This is a genomic window from Streptococcus sp. DAT741, assembly GCF_009866825.1.
GTDB classification, from domain to species: domain Bacteria; phylum Bacillota; class Bacilli; order Lactobacillales; family Streptococcaceae; genus Streptococcus; species Streptococcus ruminantium.
On the sequence record NZ_CP019557.1, the window covers coordinates 2,055,866 to 2,075,066 of the forward strand.

The following is a 19,201-nucleotide window of genomic DNA, read 5'->3' on the forward strand; positions in this document are numbered from 1 at the left end:
ATCCCTATCTTAGCAAAGATAAGAGGTGATTAAAACGCTTTCTTCATAATCTGTACAATTTCAAGCATAATCTGTTCACCTCCAATGAAAATCCAAAATAAACAAGGAAATACAATTGATTACGGAACCTTTCATTTTTTAGAATAAGCTGAAGACTGCTTGAAAAGATTTTCGCAAAGTATCCAAAAAGTCTCCCTAAACTATCGCCTAGAGAGAAACTTTTCATCCTACTTCATGATTACAAACTTCATCATCGGATAGTTAACCGCTACCTGGACCAAGATATTGACCCAATTAGCCGCTATCTGTGCCCATCCCAAACTCAAGCCCCAAGATGTGAAGAGTTGAGTGGTATATGGTGGCAGAACAATAGACAAAATTCCTGCAATTAGAACAGTCAAGATATACCAATGGAGAGTTTTAGAAATATCATTTTCTGCTCCAAATACCAACTGCCTTTGAACAATATAGTTGACAACTTGTGCTACTGCATAGGCTAAAAGGAAGGATAGAAAACCATTCAAACCACCATTTTCTATGGAATAATGAAAGATAAACCAGTGGAAAGGTTGACTTGACAGGACTGTAAAGAAATAATTGGTTGACAGCCAAAGAACACAAAAGTTTGTAATCGTCGCAATATTTGATAGGACATTAAACTTGATAAACTCCCACAAATCTGGGTGTTTGGCAATCCATTCTTTCATATAACCTCCTTGAAAGCAAGAGGGAAGTTCCCCCTTGCTAGGCTACTTCCTTCTCTTCTTTTTTCTTATTTGTTAACTTATACATGCCTAATGCAGTCAGACTGACAAGAATAACATTACCAGCTACAAGAGAAATTAACCACAGTTTCACTTTTGGTTTATAAATATCAAAGGCTGCTGAGTGGGCAACTGTGTAGAGGATATTTTTTGAAGCTCTACGCAAGGCAGCTACTCCTTCCTTTGTACCGGTTGAAGCGACCGTTGGAGCATCTCCAAGCGTTGACAACATGAGATCTCCACCGTTACGAATAGCCTGATCTGGGTTCATGTAACCATGTCCATCATAGTCAGTAATCACCATTCCTCGGAACCCCCATTCGTCGCGCAGAACTGTACTTAGAAGATCCTTATTTCCTCCCGCCCAAAGAGTACCAATACGGTTGAAGGATGACATAATCGCTGTTGCTCCACCTTCTTTAACTGGAATTTCAAAAGCTTTTAGATAAATTTCACGGATCGCTTGCTCATTGGACCAAGTAGCTACCCCTTCGCGGTTATCTTCTTGATCATTGAGTGCAAAGTGCTTGGTGAAAGTATATACTCCATTTTCAAGCGCTTTAGCAACAAGAGAACTTGCCATTTTACCTGAAATCAGTGGGTCTTCTGAATAGTATTCAAAGTTACGTCCTGAGAATGGTGAACGGTGAATATTCACTGCCGGTGCGTATAGACCGACAATACCATGCGCCAATGCTTCCTTAGCAAAAGCATCTCCCATTTTCTTCGCTAGATCTGTGTTCCAGGTAGATGCAACCACAACTTCTGAGTTATACTGAATCCCCTTGATCCCTTGGAAGATACCATTTATACCCGCAGGGCCATCTAAATCAGCTACCGCTGGTTTATCAACTGACTTAATCGCTCGAGTGGCATAACCTCCAAAACCGATTAGACTAGCCATTTCATCAACAGACATTTGAGCAACCAATTTTTCCCAACGCTCATCATCATAATCTGCCTTAATGAGATCTACCAAGCGAAGACCATTATTTTCAGTCTCTACTTTTTCACTTGATGTTTCTGATTTTCCATCAAAACGGAAGTTTGTATTATCAATTTCCTTAGCAATTTGTTCACTTGCTTCCTTGTCCTTTGTGCGCTCTGTCTGCTCAGTACCACTCCAATCATGACGGCTAAGGTAGTTCACATCACCAACTGCGTATTCAAAAGCATTTGTTACTTCTGCCTTATCTGTTGAACGTTGCTTACGAACTTCTTTTTGAGACACTGTATATGTTTTAGAGTCTAAAACATCGTGAGCATTATTCATCAATTTAATTTCGTAGTTTCCAGCATCCAAAACATATGCCTTTTCCGTTTTATAGTCATAGGATGCCAAATCATCGCGGTTAAATGAAATCTTCAATTCTTGGCTTGCTCCTGGTTCCAACTTGTCAGTCTTACCAAAACCTGCAAGAACAACATGAGATTTTTCGATACCACCAGCTACGTAAGGAGCTGTATAGTAAACCTGTGCTACTTCTTTACCAGCAACATCTCCGGTATTAGTAACCTTTACATTTACCTCAATTTGGTTACCATTTTCTTTCATGCTGGTAATATTTTGTGTGAATCTTGTATAACTAAGACCATAACCAAATGGGTATTGAACCGTTTTATGATAAGCTTCCTCGTCAATTTTCCCTGTTGTATTGTCCACAAAACGTGTTTCATAGTAGCGGTAACCGAGGTAGATTCCCTCTTGGTAGTTGACAAATTTGTAATTGAATGTCTGTGGTTCCTTCGCTCCCCAAGGTGTTTTTTCATATGTGGTATTCGTATATGAGAAGTCACCTGTGTTCCAATAAGTTGGGTTTGTAGTCATGTCATAAGCGTAAGTATCCACCAAACGACCTGATGGGTTGACATCACCTGCAAGAATTTTAGCAACGCCATTAAGACCTGTTGAGCCTGGACCACCAATCCAAAGTGCTGCATCAACACCCGTGTCTTTCAAGAAGCCCAACTCCATTTCATTGGAGGAATTGACCAACACAACAACCTTATCAAAATTAGCCGTTACTGTCTTTAGCATAGCTTTTTCAACATTCTGAAGTTCAAGATAATGCTTATCCTTGTCTCCTTGTTGGTAGTTAGCCATATTTTGCGGAAGATCAGCGCCCTCACCACCATTACGTGAAATAACAACTAAGGCCGTGTCGGAGAACTTTTTAGCATTTTTCAATAATGTATCTGAATACTTGTCCTGAGTCGGCTCATAAATATTATAGTCCCCGCCATTCAGTGAAAAGATGTTCCCACCTTCTTTTTTAGGAAGATGCCCCTTGTAAAATTCTGTCAACTCAGCATTCACTTCAAAACCTGCATTTTCAAGACTTTGTTGCAAGTTTATATTTTTTGACTCATCTGCCGCACCCGAACCAGAGCCACCATAGGTCACAGCTACAGAAGAAATCCCAAAAATATTAACTTTTGATGACTTTTTGAATGGTAAGGTTTTATTCTTGTTTTCAAGAAGTACCGTTCCCTCTTCCTGAATTTCTGTTACCAAATCTTTAGAGACGGTTTCTGCCTCCACAATTTTTGCTTGATCTGCGTAAGATGGAGCAAAGTAGGTATCAATGACATTGACAAACATATTGACTGCGTAGTTAGCACCAATAATGATAACACCTAGGAGGGCAAGCAACGTAGTGAAAATTTTGCTTTTCTTACTTGTGAAAACCTTGTTCTGCACTCCACGATAAATAGTGTAACCAAATAAAGCAACTACTGCTAGACCTGCACAAAGCAAGGTTGTTTTTACAACCATAGCTGCATCCCAAGCCTGATAGGAACGAGCATAATCTTCTGCAAATACAGTTACTCCAGCATTACCTGCTAAAGTAGCTAGACCTGCTAAACTAACTTTTTTCAAAGTCCTCATAGAACTTCCTCCTAAATGTTCCAGCTTTTATGTAAGCCTTTTCTTTTTCTTGAATATACTATATCAACTAACTCATCTCATGAAAACCCTTTCTTGATAATCTGTCGTTTTTGCTTCATAATTTGCACTTGCAATCTTTAGGCATATTTGATAAGTCTATTATTCTACAAAATATAAAATTTTGATTGAATATTTACAATAAAAGTGATACTATTATCCCAAAATAGGGGGTGGATACTAGAGTATAAAGACTTGGTTCAACTACTTCATCCAGATTTTTCTAAGAAAAAAATACAAGATGCTTCTATCTCTCTTAGGAAATTAGGGCACAGCTAACAACTCTCCCTCAAACGAAGCATTCATCACCTAATTTTAAGGAGAAGTCTCATGAAAATCGCTATTGTGGAAGATCAAAAAGCTGAACAAGAAAGACTATCAAGTTACATCAGAACCTATTGTCAACAAGCTGGAATAGCTGTCGAGATCAACTGTTTTAATGACGGTCTCCATATTACTAGTGACTATCAAAAACAATTTGATCTTATTTATCTGGATGTCGAAATGGAGGTTATGGATGGTATGACCACCGCCCAAAAAATTCGCTCACTAGATAAGGAAGTCCTATTGGTCTTTGTCACTAACCATTCCCATGTCGCCATTCAAGGTTACTCTGTTGAAGCCATTGATTTCCTTCTAAAACCACTCAATTCCTTTGTGTTTGAGGAACATTTCAAAAAAATTCTCAGAAAATTACTTGCTGCTCAGGAAAAACAAAGCTTGTATATAAAGAGCAAACAATCCACTTTGAAGCTATGTCAGGAAGACATTATCTACCTTGAAAGTCAGGGTCACCAAGTTCATATCCATACAATAGACGGTGAAACAACTATCACTCACAACACACTCAAAAATTTAGAAGCCTTGCTGGATAGAAAACTCTTTGTACGAACACACTCAGCTTATATCATCAATCTCTCTCAAGTTCAAAAAGTAGAAGGAAACCTAGTCTATGTAAAAGGTATCGTTCTACCAATTAGTCGACCAAGGAAAAAGGAGTTTATGGCCGCCCTCACACATTTTATAGGAGATAGTCTGTTATGATTGTCAGTTTCCCGGATATTCCTCGTGTCTACACTGCCATGACAGAAAGTTCAGCTTGTTTATTGGTGTGTTTTTATATCATATCACACGGAAATTGGTTGCGGTATAGTCTGCGAATTACCATCATTTTTCTTGTCCAAATTTTGCTTCAGACTCTGGCTAGCACACTTCCCCTGCTCCTTTGGCCCTTAGGAATGGGAGTCAACATCACTTGGATGTTTATATCTGTTCAATGGCTAGGAGTTATCCACAAGAAAACCACTCTCTATTTGACAGCAAAAGCCTTTATTGCTGCAGAATTAGTAGCCTCAATCACTTGGCATCTCTACTGTTTAATAATTCATCAACAACCTGTGGATAACTTGTGGACACAAGGGGTATTCCTGTTGATAAGTTCATTGGCTGCTTATTTTCTTATCTACCTCCAAGATAAAAAAATTCACTTGGAAGAACTGGAGAAAATCATCGAACAGCGAGATGTCACTGTTGCAGTTTTTACAACCTTATCCATCTTTGTTCTCAGTAATATTGGTTTCATCCTATCTGGCACACGTCAATTTCAAGATTCGACTAATATTTTTATCCTCCGAACAACTGTTAATCTCTCTGGTCTCCTGCTCCTTTTCACTCAAGAATCCCAACAATATGACCGCTACCTGCGACAAGAATTGACTTCAATCAATAATATTTTTCAACTTCAATATAAGCAATATCAAGCCTATCGTGAAAATAGTGAACTCCTTGACCGTAAGGTCCATGATTTGAAGCATCAACTGGCCATCATTCAGCAAGAAGCAGATAAAAATAAGAAGGACCAATATTTACGGGAAATGAGCGAAGTTATTCAGGCACTTGAAGCTAAAATTGAAACCGGCAATCCCGTCCTAGATACCATTCTCAGCCAAAAAAACCATTATTGTCTACAAAACGGCATTAACTTTACCTGTATCGTCCAAGGAGAACTACTCCACTTCATGGATGTCATGGATATTTCAGCTCTCTTTGGAAATGCCATCGACAATGCTATTGAAGCTGTGGAAAAAATCAATCATTCTGAGCAACGCCTAATTACCTTAAAAGTAGCTAGCCATGAGCAATTTCTCATCATCCGCTTAGACAACTATGATACCTCCTCGCTAGACTTATCCACAGGTCAACTCCCAGAAACCTCAAAATCCAATAAAGATTATCACGGATTTGGTCTGAAAAGCATGGAATATGTAACCAATAAATATGGAGGAAATCTGACACTCAATAAGGAAGATAACTGGGTACAGCTAAAAATTATCCTCCCTCTATATCCATAGAAAAATCCCACTTGTCTTGGGATTTTTTCATGTCTATAAAAGAATGTAGAGACCCATCAACATTTATACCTCTTTCCCAAAAACTCCCAGTAGCACCTTCGATAACCTGGTGCAGCTTAAAAAAAAAGATCCTATCCAAAACAGATAGAATCTTATCCTTCATGAAACTTCCAAAAAAGGATGATTATTTTTTCGCAAAGCTTGCTGCTTGCTCACCAGCCTGACGACCAAATACGATGATGTCCGCCACTGCATTACCACCGATACGGTTTTGACCATGAACTCCGCCAGTTACTTCACCAGCAGCATACAAGCCAGTGATTGTTGAACCGTCTGTCTTCAATACTTCAGTATTTGTATTGATCTTCACACCACCCATCGTATGGTGAACACCCGGAGCAACTTTAATAGCATGGTAAGAACCTGTGTTCAAAGCATGGTCCATACCTGATTTACGCCCAAAGGCCTCATCATTTTTATCTGCAACAGCCTTGTTCCATGTATCAAGTGTTTTTTGGAGAGCATCGGAAGAAACACCAATTTCTTTAGCCAAATCTGCAATGGTTGCACCAGTCTTCACAAGACCTTTTGCTTCATACTGAGCAATAGCCTTCACACGATCTTTCAGCGCACTATCAAAAACAACGTAGGCATAGTTTGGTTCCAAAGCATTGATAGCTGCTGAAACTTTATCGCGTGTTTCCATTTCGTTGAAGAAACGCTCACCTTTAGAATTTACAAGAATCGCACCCTCACCACGGACTGCTTCCGTAATCAAGTAAGAAGTTTCTTGTTCGACAGTTGGGTGAATTTGGATTTGATCCATATCTACAGTCGCACCACCCTCTGATTCAGCAAGTGCGATACCATCACCAGTTGAACCTTCTTGGTTTGTCGTCACATAACCTTTAAGAGCTGGTTTGAATTTAGAAACCATATCCAAATCTGCACCGAAACCACCTGTAGCCAAGACAACTGCTTTGGCAGAAACTTTCTTAGTTTCGCCGGCAATCTTCACTTCAACACCTGTTACAGCACCGTCTTTATCTTGTAGTTTTGTAACGTCTGCATTCACAAAAATCGGAACTTTCCGTTCAACAAGATTACGATAAAGGCCATTGACCAAGTACCCTCCAACAGCTGAACCATCCGCTGGGCGGTGAGTACGTTTTTCACTCATACCACCAGTGGTAGTAAGGTTGCTAAGGGTAATCCCCATACCATCTAACCAGTCAATCGCAGGAGCCGAATGATCTACAAGGTAACGAAGTAATTCAGGATTATTTGTTCCCTTACCACCCTTGAGTGTCTCTTCATAGAATTTATCATTTGTATCCTTAATACCCTCTGCTTCTTGGAATTTCGTCTGAGAAGCATTCATCCCAGCCGATGATTTGGCAGTGTTTCCGCCAACAATAGGCATTTTTTCCAATACGACAACATTGGCGCCAGCATCTTTAGCTGAAATTGCAGCAGACATCCCCGCACCACCAGAACCAATGACGATAACATCATAGCTATCTTTCAGCTCAGATGGATCAGTATATACTTTTTCAGATGCACCCGATACAGCCTCTTCTTTTGAGGAAGATGTTGTTGCAGATGAAGATGTCTTAGCCTTCTCTGACTTTCCTCCACATGCTACTAAAAACACTACAGCAAGTAGACTCATCAATAAGCCTAACCAAGCCTTCTTTTTCATGGTAAACCTCCAATTTTTATCTTACTCTAGTATTATACAAGATTGTGAAATGTTTTTCAATGTATTTTGAAAGTTTTTTCACAAACTTGCATCATTAAAGTATGTCCCTGTTAAATATCTGTGCACATTTAGAAGCATGGAGTTGATGTTTTGTCTACTTCTGCTTGATATTATAATCTGAAGCATAAACATAAGGGCGGAATGATTCTAAGAGTAAACAATTTTCTCTACAACACAAAACTAAAAAGTCAGAATCCCACTAAAGTGCGAGTTTCTAACTTTTTTTGTGAAACCTTTGGGATTAAAATAACCACCCAAATGGCATCTATCATTTTCCAACAACTGGTGGAATCGAGAGAACTGCAAATAATAAGGAACTGGTACATAGTAATCCCGCAATAAACCAATATCTTAATCTTTTCATTTCAATTCTCCTTTAATATGTTCTCGCATTGATTCAGCTGCAATTCTTACCAAATCATCATTTTCAATCTGATAAACAGCAATCGCTTGTTCTAACACAGATAGAGCTTCTCTTGGTAAACCCTTAGCATAAAGAATATTAGCTCTTAAAAGCAAAGTATGGCCTAACAAATATAAACTGTGATGTTCTCTCTGTAAGTTCAAACTTTGATTTCCATGAATTAAAGCCTCATCATACCTTTCAGCTAGGACAAGAGTTCTGGAAAATCCATAAAGAAAATGGAGCTGCTGCTGAATTTCAAATGCTTGACGATAATGAGGCAAGATGCTTTCAAAAATGGAAATAGCCTCTTCAAATTTCCCTATTTCTGAATACAAAGTTCCCAACATCGTTCCAGCACGTAGACGCAAAACCTCATCCTCGGCTTCATGAAACAGAGTAAAAAACTCTTCAATGGCTTCCTGAACATCTCCCTGCTTTCCATAATAAATCATGGCTTGCATGTATTTGAAATATTCCCGTTCCTGACGCGTAACCTGATTCTTATTTGTAACTTTAATAATGTAGGCTAGTGTATCATAGTCTCTTTTGTACAAGAGATTTCGGATTTTAGCAGTGTAAAAGCGATTGCTCCCTTCCATATTTTCCTGAAAAACCTCCTGAACGTAGTAGGGATCAATTTTTAACTTTTTAACCAAAGCATCAAATAGTTCGACTGATGTACTAACTTCTGCTTTTTCAATTTTACTGATGAGAGCTTGGGTACAAATACCCTCTGATAATTTTTTTTGGGTCCAACCCTTTTCTTTTCGTTTATTTTGAATTAAACGAGCAATCTTTTCTCTCATCATCTCTACCTGTCTTGCTGTTATTTATTTCATTATAACACGAATCTGGGCGAAAAGATTTTGTATCATCTATTTGATTGCTCTTCCATTCGTTATTTTATTCAGAATTAAATTTATACTTTAGTCATTGACTCGATAACCACTTGTCCATTTCTTAATTCCCAGACTTGATTGTAAAGCATCTTATCCGATTCACTATAATGATGTGCAATTTCAATAAGTGTAATATCCATTTCCAATAGCATTTTTCGGATATGCTCAGCAATCTTCTTATCCAAAGAAGCAGAAAATTCATCCACCAAAAGGATATTGTACTGTCTTATCAAAACTCTAGCGATAGCTAGCCTTGCTCGCTCACCCCCTGACAACTCTTCCCCGTTATTGCCAACTGAAAAATCCAAACCTCGTTTCATTACAAGCTCACCTAGGCCAACTCGTTTCAAAGCACTGATAAGCTCATCTTCTAGAAATTCTTCCCCAAGCGTCACATTAAAGCGTAGTGTATCATCAAATAGTACAATCTCTTGTGGGATATAGCCAATCGTCGCATATAAGTCGTCTTGAGAAAACTCACCTAATACACAATTGTCTAAACGAATTGTTCCGCTGATAGGATCTATCTCTCTAAAAATAGTTTCAAAAAGGCTAGATTTCCCCGCACCAGACTCCCCCATTAAAAGGATCTTATCATTTTTCTTAACTTTAGCATTTAGTGTGTATAAAGGTTGTTCATGTCCAATCGCGCTATTTTCAAAAGAGAACTGATTAACTGCCCTCTTCTTGCCTGTTGAACGAGGAGGTAAGCTGTTCTTCTCTAAATATCTTTCTACCTTATGTTTGATGGGCTTTGCAGCATTGATATTATTCCAGTAGTTAAGGGCATTTTCTAAAGGACTTAGGACTCTATCACTTGCTAAAAAGACAGCAACAAGTCCACCGACACTAACTTTACCCTCGACCGCCAACCATCCTCCCAAGGCAAATGGTAGTAAACCTGCAACTCCTCCAGCAACCCCTAATACCAGATTGATCCAATTACGAATAAGTCCCAATCTATAGCAACTCTGCTCAGCCTTATTTAAGGATTTTATAAAACGCTCTAGAAAATAAGAACTTCTTTGATAATGTTTAATAGTTGAGATAGCTCGCAAATTTTCATTCACTTCCCTGATAAAATTCTCATTGGCTTCACTTGAGACTTCACTTGATTTTTTGATCATTTTAGAAAAAAACTGAGGAAGAACTATCGGAAGAAAAGAAAATCCGATAAATATGGAGGATACCTGCCAACTAATTGTAAAAATATAAATTGCAGAAACCGCAGAAAACCAGATACAGTAGATTAGTTTGATCCAAGAGTCTAAATAATCACTTTGCAAGGTAGCAATATCATGATACAGCATGTTTTGGATTGTTTCAGTTACCTGACGGCTTGTAAAAGTTCGCTTAAAAACTGCCAACTTTACTTTTTCAGAGAAATAAATGAGTGCCTTATCGTTAAAAACTTGCCATAAACAATATGTTCCTTTCAATAAGATATAACCTGATATACCATATAGGCAGACCTTAAGCAATCCCTGTAAGTCCCCACTTTGAATATTTTCTATGATGCCGCTTACCATAACAGGTATGACGAGAGTGTCTAAACCCGTTAATAGAGCAAAAAACAAAGCTGCACCAATATATCTATAGTTGAAATACTGTGTTAATCTCATGATAACTCCTTATCTAAAGTGAAAAAATAGCTTGGGACAATGATGTTTTCTGTTTTGAATACATGGTATCTTTTCAAAACAAGAAGGATCCCTGAAGTACCAGTAGTTAAATCAGCTAACCACGAACAAAGAAGGAAGCTTACATCCACTCTACTTACAATGAATACTTTTGAGTCCTTAATCCCCATCAATTTTATCCATTTGATAAGTATGGATTGTATGTTTATAACTACTACTGTTACATAATCCTCCGCGGAAAATAAGCAAATTTGCACCAGCTTCCTTTCGAGACAATTTTTAAATTGTGCAATACTGACATATCGGATTCCTATTTCTTCTGGCTTTTTAGGATGATTCAATATTATATCTTTTCTTATTTTATGTAAACACATTTTATAACAAATTCCACCTTTTTTATTTAAATATAATTATTTTGATATTTTTTTAGCAAAAAACATTGCATCCATTCCTCTTCAAACTTACAAAATGTGTTATAACATATTGCAATCTCAACCATAGTAAGCACTCAAAAATACCAAATCAATATGCCACAATATCGGATTCCACGGTTTCCGCCATACCCACGCTAGTTTATTGCTTAATTCTGGCATTCCTTACAAGGAACTTCAGCATAGGTTAGGCCATTCGACCTTATCCATGACCATGGATATTTATAGCCACCTCTCAAAAGAGAACGCAAAAAAGGCCGTCTCGTTTTACGAAATAGCCCTAAAAGCTCTTTAACTGAACAAATCACTGAACAAATGCAAAAAACAACGTTTTAAGACAAAGCAAAAAGCCCACTGTTGTAGGCTTTTCGTAAGATATTTCTTAAAATTAAAGCATTTTGTTGTAGAATTCTACGACAAGAGCTTCGTTGATCTCTGGGTTGATTTCATCACGTTCTGGCAAGCGAGTCAATGAACCTTCAAGTTTTTCAGCATCAAACGATACGAAAGCTGGACGACCAAGAGTTGCTTCAACAGCTTCAAGGATAGCTGGAACTTTGATTGATTTCTCACGAACTGAGATAGTTTGACCAACTTCTACACGGAATGATGGAATATCAACACGTTTACCATCAACAAGAATATGACCATGGTTTACGAATTGACGAGCTTGACGACGAGTAGTTGCAAGACCAAGACGGTAAACTACATTGTCCAAACGACGCTCCAAAAGAAGCATAAAGTTGAAACCAAGAGTACCTTGCTTGATTTTAGTAGCTTGTACGAACAAGTTACGGAACTGTTTCTCACCCAAACCGTAAGAAAAACGCAATTTTTGCTTTTCAGCTAATTGCAAACCGTATTCTGACAACTTGCTACGGTTGTTTGGTCCATGTTGACCTGGTACGTAGTTACGACGTGCCAATTCTTTACCTGTACCTGTCAATGACAAGCCAAGACGACGAGCTTGTTTCCAAGATGGTCCTGTATAACGTGACATAATAATGTCCTCCTAAAAATAATACTATTTGTAGGAAATAACGTCTTAGACAAACCTAATTCGTGCAGCTTGCCTTCGCCCAAACAGCAAAGGTTACTGGTATTGCAGACAAGCTGTTGACGAGCTTTATTTTGTCCTGCTGTTATTTCACACGAACTTTAGTATAACACAAAAAAAAGGCTCTGTAAAGCCCTTTTCATTCTCTAATCCAAATAGTGAATTAAAATCTTCTCTGTTAAAATATCAGAGTAAGTATAAGATTCCACAAAAGTATTATTGGGATCTTCAAATTCAACGATAAAGAGTGACTGGTAAACCTCCACAATGCGCCCTTGTTTATTCTTTTCACGTTTACGGCCATTCTCAAGCGTTAGCTCTACAATTTGACCCTCATGATCCTTAATATCTTGCTTGATTTGCTTCATCTTAGCAACATCTGTAAATGCATCGCTCATTCTCTATCCATCCTCTCTCTTGGAAATACTTGCAAATTTATTGTACTCTTTTTGGAACATGAGTTCCACGGTACCACGTGCACCCGAACGGTTTTTTTCAATAATGACTTCAACCGTATTATTCGGAATACCTCCGTTTTCCTGCTCTCCACGTTCATAATAGTCATCACGATAAAGAAATGCAACAATGTCTGCATCCTGCTCGATAGATCCCGACTCACGAATATCCGATAAGACAGGACGTTTATCCTGACGTTGCTCAACGCCACGAGAAAGCTGACTAAGAGCGATAACAGGCACTTTCAATTCCTTAGCCAGAATTTTTAACTGACGGGAAATCTCTGAAACCTCTTGTTGACGATTTTCACGACCTGTCCCAGTAATCAGCTGAAGGTAGTCAATCAAAATTAAGCCAAGATTCCCAGTCTCCTGTGCTAATTTTCTAGAACGAGACCGAATTTCTGTAATTTTAATCCCCGGTGTATCATCAATATAAATACTAGCTCTAGCTAAATTTGCCTGAGCCACCATATACTTATTCCATTCTTCCTGAGTCAAGTGTCCCGTACGAATGGACCGCGAATTGATAACTCCCTCCGATGCCAACATACGATCAACCAGACTTTCCGCACCCATCTCCAAAGAAAAGATAGCCACAGTCAACCCTAATTTTGTCCCAATATTCTGAGCAATATTGAGGGCAAAAGCTGTCTTACCAACTGCAGGACGAGCTGCTAGAATGATCAACTCTTCCTCATGAAGCCCTGTTGTCATAGCATCTAAAGCCGGATAACCTGTTGCAATACCTGTGATCTCAGAAGTCTGCTTAGCACGAGTTTCAAGGCTATCAAAATTCACGTTCAAAACGTCATCAATCCGCTTGAAACCGCTACGACTAGTACCCTCACTGACATCAATTAAGGCCTTTTCTGCATTAGCAATAATATCATCCGAACCATCTGCTCCTTCATAAGCCTGGTTCACCGCATCTGTCAAATGAGCAATCAACTTACGAAGGTTTGATTTTTCCGCAACAATCTTGGCATAAAATTCTGCATTGGCCGCAGTTGGCACAGAGCTAATAATCTCTGCCAAATAACTTAAGCCACCAATATTTTCCAAGTTACCATGATTCACTAAATAATTGCGCATGGTGGTTGCATCAATCGCCTCATTCTTATCAGAAAGTGCAATCATAGCTTTAAAAATAAGCTTATGAGCATGCTTGAAAAAGTCTTCAGCCTCAATGTATTCACGGACAAAGACCAATTTACCTTCATCTAAGAAAATTGCACCTAGAACCGACTGTTCAGCTAAAATATCCTGAGGTTGAACCCGTAACTCTTCTAACTCTGCCAAGACTTCTACCTCCTCACTGACTATTGGGCTTAAGCCTCTTTAATACTTAAATGAATAATGCCAATTACATCTTGGTAAATCTTAACTGGTACATCAATTAAACCAAGCGCACGAATCGGATGATCCAGTTGAATATGTCGCTTATCTACTTTGATACTAAATTGTTTTTCTAACTCCTCGGCAATCTTCTTACTGGTGATAGAGCCAAAGGTACGACCATCTGGTCCAACTTTTTCGATAAATTTTACTAAAGTCGCTTCTTCAGCTAGTCTAGCCTTAATACTTTCTGCTTCAGCCATCATCTCCGCATGCGCTTTTTCCTTGGATTTTTCTTGACCACGAAGAGCACTAATTGCCTGATTGGTCGCCTCTTTCGCCAAATTTTTCTTAATCAAGAAATTTTGGGCGTAACCAGTGGGAACTTCCTTGATTTCTCCCTTCTTTCCTTGACCTTTTACATCTGCTAAAAAGATTACTTTCATATTCTATCCTCTAACTTTCCTTTACTTCTTCACGGATCTTATCCGTCAATTTTGCACAGACTTCTTCAAGTGTTTGATTGTAAACCTGAGCTGCTGCTAGATTAAAATGACCTCCGCCGCCCATTTCTTCCATAATACGCTGAACATTAACCTTGCTATGGCTCCTTGCAGAAATAGCTACATACCCTCTGATATTTTGCGTCACCACAAAAACTGCTTCAATCCCTGCCATATCCAAAATCGTGTTGGCTGCCTTACTCGGAATAATTGTATCATACTCCTTAGTTTTATCAGCACAAGCGATAACAATATGTGGCTCAACTTTTTGTCCACGCAAAATTAGCTCATTGATCTGACGATAATCATCAAAATCTGTTGCCGAAATTTGCTGAATCTCCAAACTATCACTACCATGTGTCCGCAAATAGCTAGCCACATCAAAAGTCCGACTCGTCACGCGAGATGTAAAGTTTTTGGTATCTAGCATAATTCCTGCCATCAGCAAACTGGACTGTATGCGATTTAATTTATGGTGCTTATCATTTTGGAATTGGATCAACTCTGTCACCAACTCACTAGCAGAACTAGCTCCACTTTCGATATAAGTTAATGCAGCATTATTTGGAAAATCTGCATCTCGACGATGGTGGTCTACAACCACCACCTGTGTAAATTGCTCATAAAAATCCTTATCCAAGGTCAAACCAATTTTCGAATGGTCTACCATGATTAACAAGGACTGAAAGGTCACCATCTTCTTAGCTTCCTCAACGGTTATCAAATTAGAACAATTTTCATCCTTCAGTCTTTTTATCGCACGCTCAATATCTGGTGCCATCTCAGCAGGATTATATACAGTATAGGCATTATTCATAATATTTTGAGCAAAGTACTGCATTCCAACTGCTGAACCCAGCGCATCCATATCTAGGTTACGATGGCCCACCACAAATACAGCATCAACCGACTTGAGCTTATCTGACACCGCTGTCATCATAGCACGAGTTCGTGTACGAGTCCGTTTTACCGATGAGGCTGACCCACCACCAAAGAACAGTGGCTGCTTACTCTCATCATTTTCCTTTACAACAACCTGATCTCCACCACGAACCTCGGCTAAGTTGAGATTTTGAAGAGCAATTTGCCCAATTTGGTGATGATTTTCATTGCCATAAGCCAAACCCATACTCAAAGTTAAACCAAGATCCAACTTTTTAGCTTCTTCACGAAACGTATCAATAACAGAAAATTTATTCTCAATCAATTTCTCTAAAACAGCATAATCCGTAAAGAAATAGAAACGATCCATCGTCCCACGACGGTAGTAAATGCCATAATCATGACAGAAATCTGAAACATACTGGGCCAAAAACGAATTGACCTGACTGATCTGTGAATCCGTCACAGTATCTTCCAGCTCATCATAATTATCAACCGATATAATCCCGATAACCGGACGACTTCCAATCAAACTATTGGTTGCTGAATATTCTGTAGAGGCATCAAAAAAGTAAAATAAGCCTTTCTCAAAGTCAACAGATACAGCGTACCTCTTACCAGAAAAATTTGCATAAACTCGCTCATCATCCAGACCAACATTGATAATTTCACGTAATTTTTTCTGATCAAACTCACCATTTTCCTGAGCAAAAATCAACTCAGCAAAAGGATTGAACCACTCTACTTGATTGTTATCTGGTCGAACCTTAATAACTCCAACTGGCATCTTATCTAGCAGTGCCATCAAGCCAGAATTAGCTTGGTTGTTTAGGTACTCAATCTGCTCTAATTCACTAAATTCATAGGAATGTTTTTGGTAAATAAACAACGTAGTCAGCAATAAAAGGCTCATAAACAACGCAAAAACTGCATAAAATCCCATTGGAAACATGCGATAAACAAGAGCTAATGCTCCAAATAAAATAATGCCTATCATGACAAAGTGAATTGTCGAAAATCGAAATCTTTTCATCACTAACCTCTGCTTGCCATTCTACCATAAATTCAGCTAAAAAGCTACTTCTCACACAATTTTAAAATAGTTGACATATAGATGAAATAGAGAGAAAAAACAGCCTTATTGACTGTCTTTTAACTTCTTCTTCGAAATGGAGCGACTACGCCCTTCAAGGTAGACCATAAGGATAGAAATATCCACTGGATTAACCCCTGAAATCCGACTGGCTTGCCCAATAGTTTCTGGAGAGATTAACTTGAATTTTTGACGCGCTTCTGTCGCAATGGAATCAATATCATCCCAATCAATATCAACCGGAATGCGTTTTTCCTCCATACGTTTCATCTTTTCAACCTGATCCATGGCTTTGGCAATGTATCCCTCATACTTGACCTCTGTCTCAATCAGTTCAATAGTCTTAGCATCCAGAACCTCTGCTGCAGGACCTATAAAGGCTACCACATCAGCATAAGTCACGTCTGGTCGACGCATGAACTCCTTGGCTGTCAATGCATCTGTCAACGGCTTAAAGCCCATGGCAACAACTTTTTCATTGATTTCTTTAATTGGCTTGAGTTTAATAGAATCCAAGCGTTTCATCTCATTATCAAACTTATTTTTGTGAATTTGAAATACTCGCCAACGATCATCGTCCACCAAACCTACTTGCCGACCGATTTCTGTCAAACGCATATCCGCATTGTCATGCCGCAAAATCAAACGATACTCAGCACGACTTGTCAAGAGACGGTAAGGTTCTACTGTTCCCTTGGTCACTAAATCGTCAATCATGACCCCTATATACCCATCGCTTCGTTTCAAGATGAGTTCTGGTTTTCCTTGTACCTTGAGAGCAGCATTGATCCCTGCAATAATCCCCTGACCTGCCGCTTCTTCATAGCCTGATGTTCCATTGGTTTGCCCCGCTGTAAAGAGACCTGAAATTTTCTTAGTTTCAAGCGTTGCACGCAACTGGTGAGGCATAATCATATCGTACTCAATCGCATAACCTGTCCGCATCATTTGGGCATTTTCCAACCCTTTAATAGAGTGAATCAAGTCCTGTTGAACATCTTCTGGCAGACTAGTAGAAAGACCTTGCACATAGATTTCATCTGTATTACGGCCTTCTGGTTCTAAGAAAAGCTGATGGCGGTCCTTATCAGCAAAACGGACAATCTTGTCTTCAATGGATGGGCAGTAACGCGGCCCGATTCCTTTGACAATCCCTGAAAACATAGGCGCCCGATGAAGGTTACTGTTAATAATCTCATGGCTTTTCTCATTGGTATAGGTCAACCAACAAGGGACTTGCTCTTGTAGATAGTCGTCATCTTTGGACAAGAAAGAAAAGTGATTTGGCTTTTCATCACCTGGTTGAATTTCAGTTTCTTCGTAGTTAATACTCCGAGCGTTGAGACGTGGTGGCGTTCCTGTCTTGAAACGACCGATTTCCAACCCCAACTCTTTTAGATTATCTGCTAGTGTAATCGAGGCCAAACTATTATTTGGTCCTGACGAATATTTGAGATCTCCAATGATAATCTCACCACGCAGTGCCGTACCAGTTGTCACAACAATCGCCTTAGCAGAAAATAGCTGATTGGTCGCAGTCCGAACGCCAACTACCTTGCCATCTTCCACCAAAATCTCATCGATCATGGTTTGACGCAGAGTCAGATTATCCTGACGCTCCACTGTTCGTTTCATCTCTGCCGCATACTCAGCCTTATCTGCCTGAGCGCGTAGAGCTCGAACAGCCGGTCCCTTACCCATGTTGAGCATTTTCATTTGAATATAAGTCTTGTCAATATTCCGTCCCATCTCACCACCAAGAGCATCGATTTCACGTACCACAATTCCCTTGGCAGATCCACCAATAGATGGGTTACAAGGCATGAATGCCACCATATCCAGATTGATAGTCGCAAGCAGGGTCTTACATCCCATACGACTAGCTGCCAGACCTGCCTCTACACCAGCATGACCTGCTCCAATCACAATAACATCATAATTTTCAGCAAATGTGTAAGTCATGTTCTATTTTCTCCTTCACGTTCGTGATGTGTTTCATTTGTCCATTCCAATTTGGCAATTCCTTTGTCAGAAAGGCTGGTACCACATCTAAGTTTACAAGATTGTCAAGGTCAATCCATTCACAAGCTTGTTTTTGTTCACCTTCTATCATCTCATTCGGCATTTCTCCAAGAGGTTGGACTATAAAGTGAAACTCAATATTATGAAAGGTTAGTTTCTCTTGTGTAAATTGATTTTCAACGACAAAAGCTAGTTGATTAACCAGACAGTCAACACCCAATTCCTCTTTGACTTCTCGAATAACAGCATCTCGTACTAACTCATTGACTTCGATCGCTCCACCAATCGTGTAGTAACGTCCCTTATCGTCTTTAGTTAGAAAAATCTTCCCGTCTTTTATGATTAAAGCAGTCGCACGAACACCAAAGGACTGATTAGCCATTATCGTACGAAAATCCATTTTCTATCCCCCATATCAAAAAATAGTCAAAACTCTCGAAAACTGTACGTCAAAAACGCACAATTCCCATGAGCTTTGACCATCATAGTTCTTGTTATATTATTCTATCAAAATATGCTGACAAGTCAAGTCAAAAAAACTTTACAAACCTGTCAACAAAATATATTCAAAAATCGCTCAAACTTTACAGATTTGTCAACTCTTCTACTACTTAAGTCTATCTGTTTATCATGGAAAACGATAACTTGTTA

14 protein-coding genes and 1 pseudogene are annotated in these 19,201 nt (G+C 39.0%); 3 read left to right on the plus strand and 12 right to left on the minus strand.

Annotated features, from left to right (window positions below; translation table 11 throughout):
- Nucleotides 1-227 precede the first annotated feature (227 nt).
- On the minus strand, nucleotides 228-707 hold the full coding sequence (locus BZG42_RS09695) for a GtrA family protein (RefSeq protein ID WP_120172419.1): 480 nt from the start codon (nucleotides 705-707) through the stop codon (nucleotides 228-230).
- Between the two features lie 37 nt (nucleotides 708-744).
- Nucleotides 745-3,654, minus strand: a complete 2,910-nt coding sequence (locus tag BZG42_RS09700; RefSeq protein WP_155995307.1) for a glycoside hydrolase family 3 protein — start codon at nucleotides 3,652-3,654, stop codon at nucleotides 745-747.
- Nucleotides 3,655-4,041: 387 nt separating this feature from the next.
- Here BZG42_RS09700 and BZG42_RS09705 point away from each other — a divergent pair, with 387 nt between their 5' ends.
- Complete coding sequence (locus BZG42_RS09705; RefSeq protein WP_155995308.1) at nucleotides 4,042-4,755, plus strand: LytR/AlgR family response regulator transcription factor; 714 nt, start codon at nucleotides 4,042-4,044, stop codon at nucleotides 4,753-4,755.
- Nucleotides 4,752-6,062, plus strand: coding sequence for an ATP-binding protein (locus BZG42_RS09710; protein ID WP_227990244.1), 1,311 nt, complete (start codon nucleotides 4,752-4,754; stop codon nucleotides 6,060-6,062). Before BZG42_RS09705 ends, BZG42_RS09710 begins: the two co-directional genes overlap by 4 nt.
- Before the next feature lie 184 nt (nucleotides 6,063-6,246).
- Here BZG42_RS09710 and BZG42_RS09715 read toward each other — a convergent pair whose 3' ends face one another.
- From BZG42_RS09715 to BZG42_RS09725, 3 genes are all read right to left on the minus strand, one after another.
- On the minus strand, nucleotides 6,247-7,764 hold the full coding sequence (locus BZG42_RS09715) for a flavocytochrome c (RefSeq protein ID WP_120172422.1): 1,518 nt from the start codon (nucleotides 7,762-7,764) through the stop codon (nucleotides 6,247-6,249).
- A 420-nt stretch (nucleotides 7,765-8,184) separates the two neighbouring features.
- A complete protein-coding gene (locus tag BZG42_RS09720) occupies nucleotides 8,185-9,036 on the minus strand; it encodes a tetratricopeptide repeat protein (protein WP_159780134.1) in 852 nt (283 codons plus the stop codon).
- A 113-nt stretch (nucleotides 9,037-9,149) separates the two neighbouring features.
- Nucleotides 9,150-10,751: an ATP-binding cassette domain-containing protein gene (locus tag BZG42_RS09725; RefSeq protein ID WP_155995310.1), complete on the minus strand. Its 1,602-nt coding sequence runs from the start codon at nucleotides 10,749-10,751 to the stop codon at nucleotides 9,150-9,152.
- Nucleotides 10,752-11,303: 552 nt separating this feature from the next.
- On the opposite strand from BZG42_RS09725, the pseudogene BZG42_RS09730 reads away from it, so the two are divergent.
- Nucleotides 11,304-11,495 (plus strand): annotated as a pseudogene (locus BZG42_RS09730) (tyrosine-type recombinase/integrase); the annotation flags it as partial.
- Nucleotides 11,496-11,588: 93 nt separating this feature from the next.
- Here BZG42_RS09730 and rpsD read toward each other — a convergent pair.
- The 7 genes from rpsD to BZG42_RS09765 all read right to left on the minus strand — a co-directional run bounded on the left by rpsD (nucleotide 11,589) and on the right by BZG42_RS09765 (nucleotide 18,950).
- Nucleotides 11,589-12,200, minus strand: a complete 612-nt coding sequence (gene rpsD, locus BZG42_RS09735; RefSeq protein WP_024531503.1) for a 30S ribosomal protein S4 — start codon at nucleotides 12,198-12,200, stop codon at nucleotides 11,589-11,591.
- 203 nt (nucleotides 12,201-12,403) lie between these two features.
- Nucleotides 12,404-12,655, minus strand: coding sequence for a Veg family protein (locus BZG42_RS09740; protein WP_002938218.1), 252 nt, complete (start codon nucleotides 12,653-12,655; stop codon nucleotides 12,404-12,406).
- A gap of 3 nt (nucleotides 12,656-12,658) precedes the next feature.
- Nucleotides 12,659-14,014 carry a replicative DNA helicase gene (dnaB, locus tag BZG42_RS09745; RefSeq protein WP_024531502.1) on the minus strand — a complete coding sequence of 452 codons (1,356 nt, stop codon included), beginning with the start codon at nucleotides 14,012-14,014 and terminating at the stop codon, nucleotides 12,659-12,661.
- Nucleotides 14,015-14,043: 29 nt separating this feature from the next.
- Nucleotides 14,044-14,496, minus strand: coding sequence for a 50S ribosomal protein L9 (gene rplI / locus BZG42_RS09750; protein ID WP_155963199.1), 453 nt, complete (start codon nucleotides 14,494-14,496; stop codon nucleotides 14,044-14,046).
- Nucleotides 14,497-14,506: 10 nt separating this feature from the next.
- The gene (locus BZG42_RS09755) at nucleotides 14,507-16,468 is read right to left on the minus strand and encodes a DHH family phosphoesterase (protein WP_024531500.1); all 1,962 of its coding nucleotides are present in this window, start codon (nucleotides 16,466-16,468) and stop codon (nucleotides 14,507-14,509) included.
- A gap of 105 nt (nucleotides 16,469-16,573) precedes the next feature.
- Nucleotides 16,574-18,490, minus strand: a complete 1,917-nt coding sequence (mnmG, locus tag BZG42_RS09760) for a tRNA uridine-5-carboxymethylaminomethyl(34) synthesis enzyme MnmG (RefSeq protein WP_155974358.1) — start codon at nucleotides 18,488-18,490, stop codon at nucleotides 16,574-16,576.
- Nucleotides 18,471-18,950 (minus strand): NUDIX hydrolase, encoded by a 480-nt coding sequence (locus BZG42_RS09765; protein WP_155964909.1) that lies wholly within the window; start codon nucleotides 18,948-18,950, stop codon nucleotides 18,471-18,473. The genes mnmG and BZG42_RS09765 overlap by 20 nt, the downstream gene beginning before the upstream one ends.
- Nucleotides 18,951-19,201 lie beyond the last annotated feature (251 nt).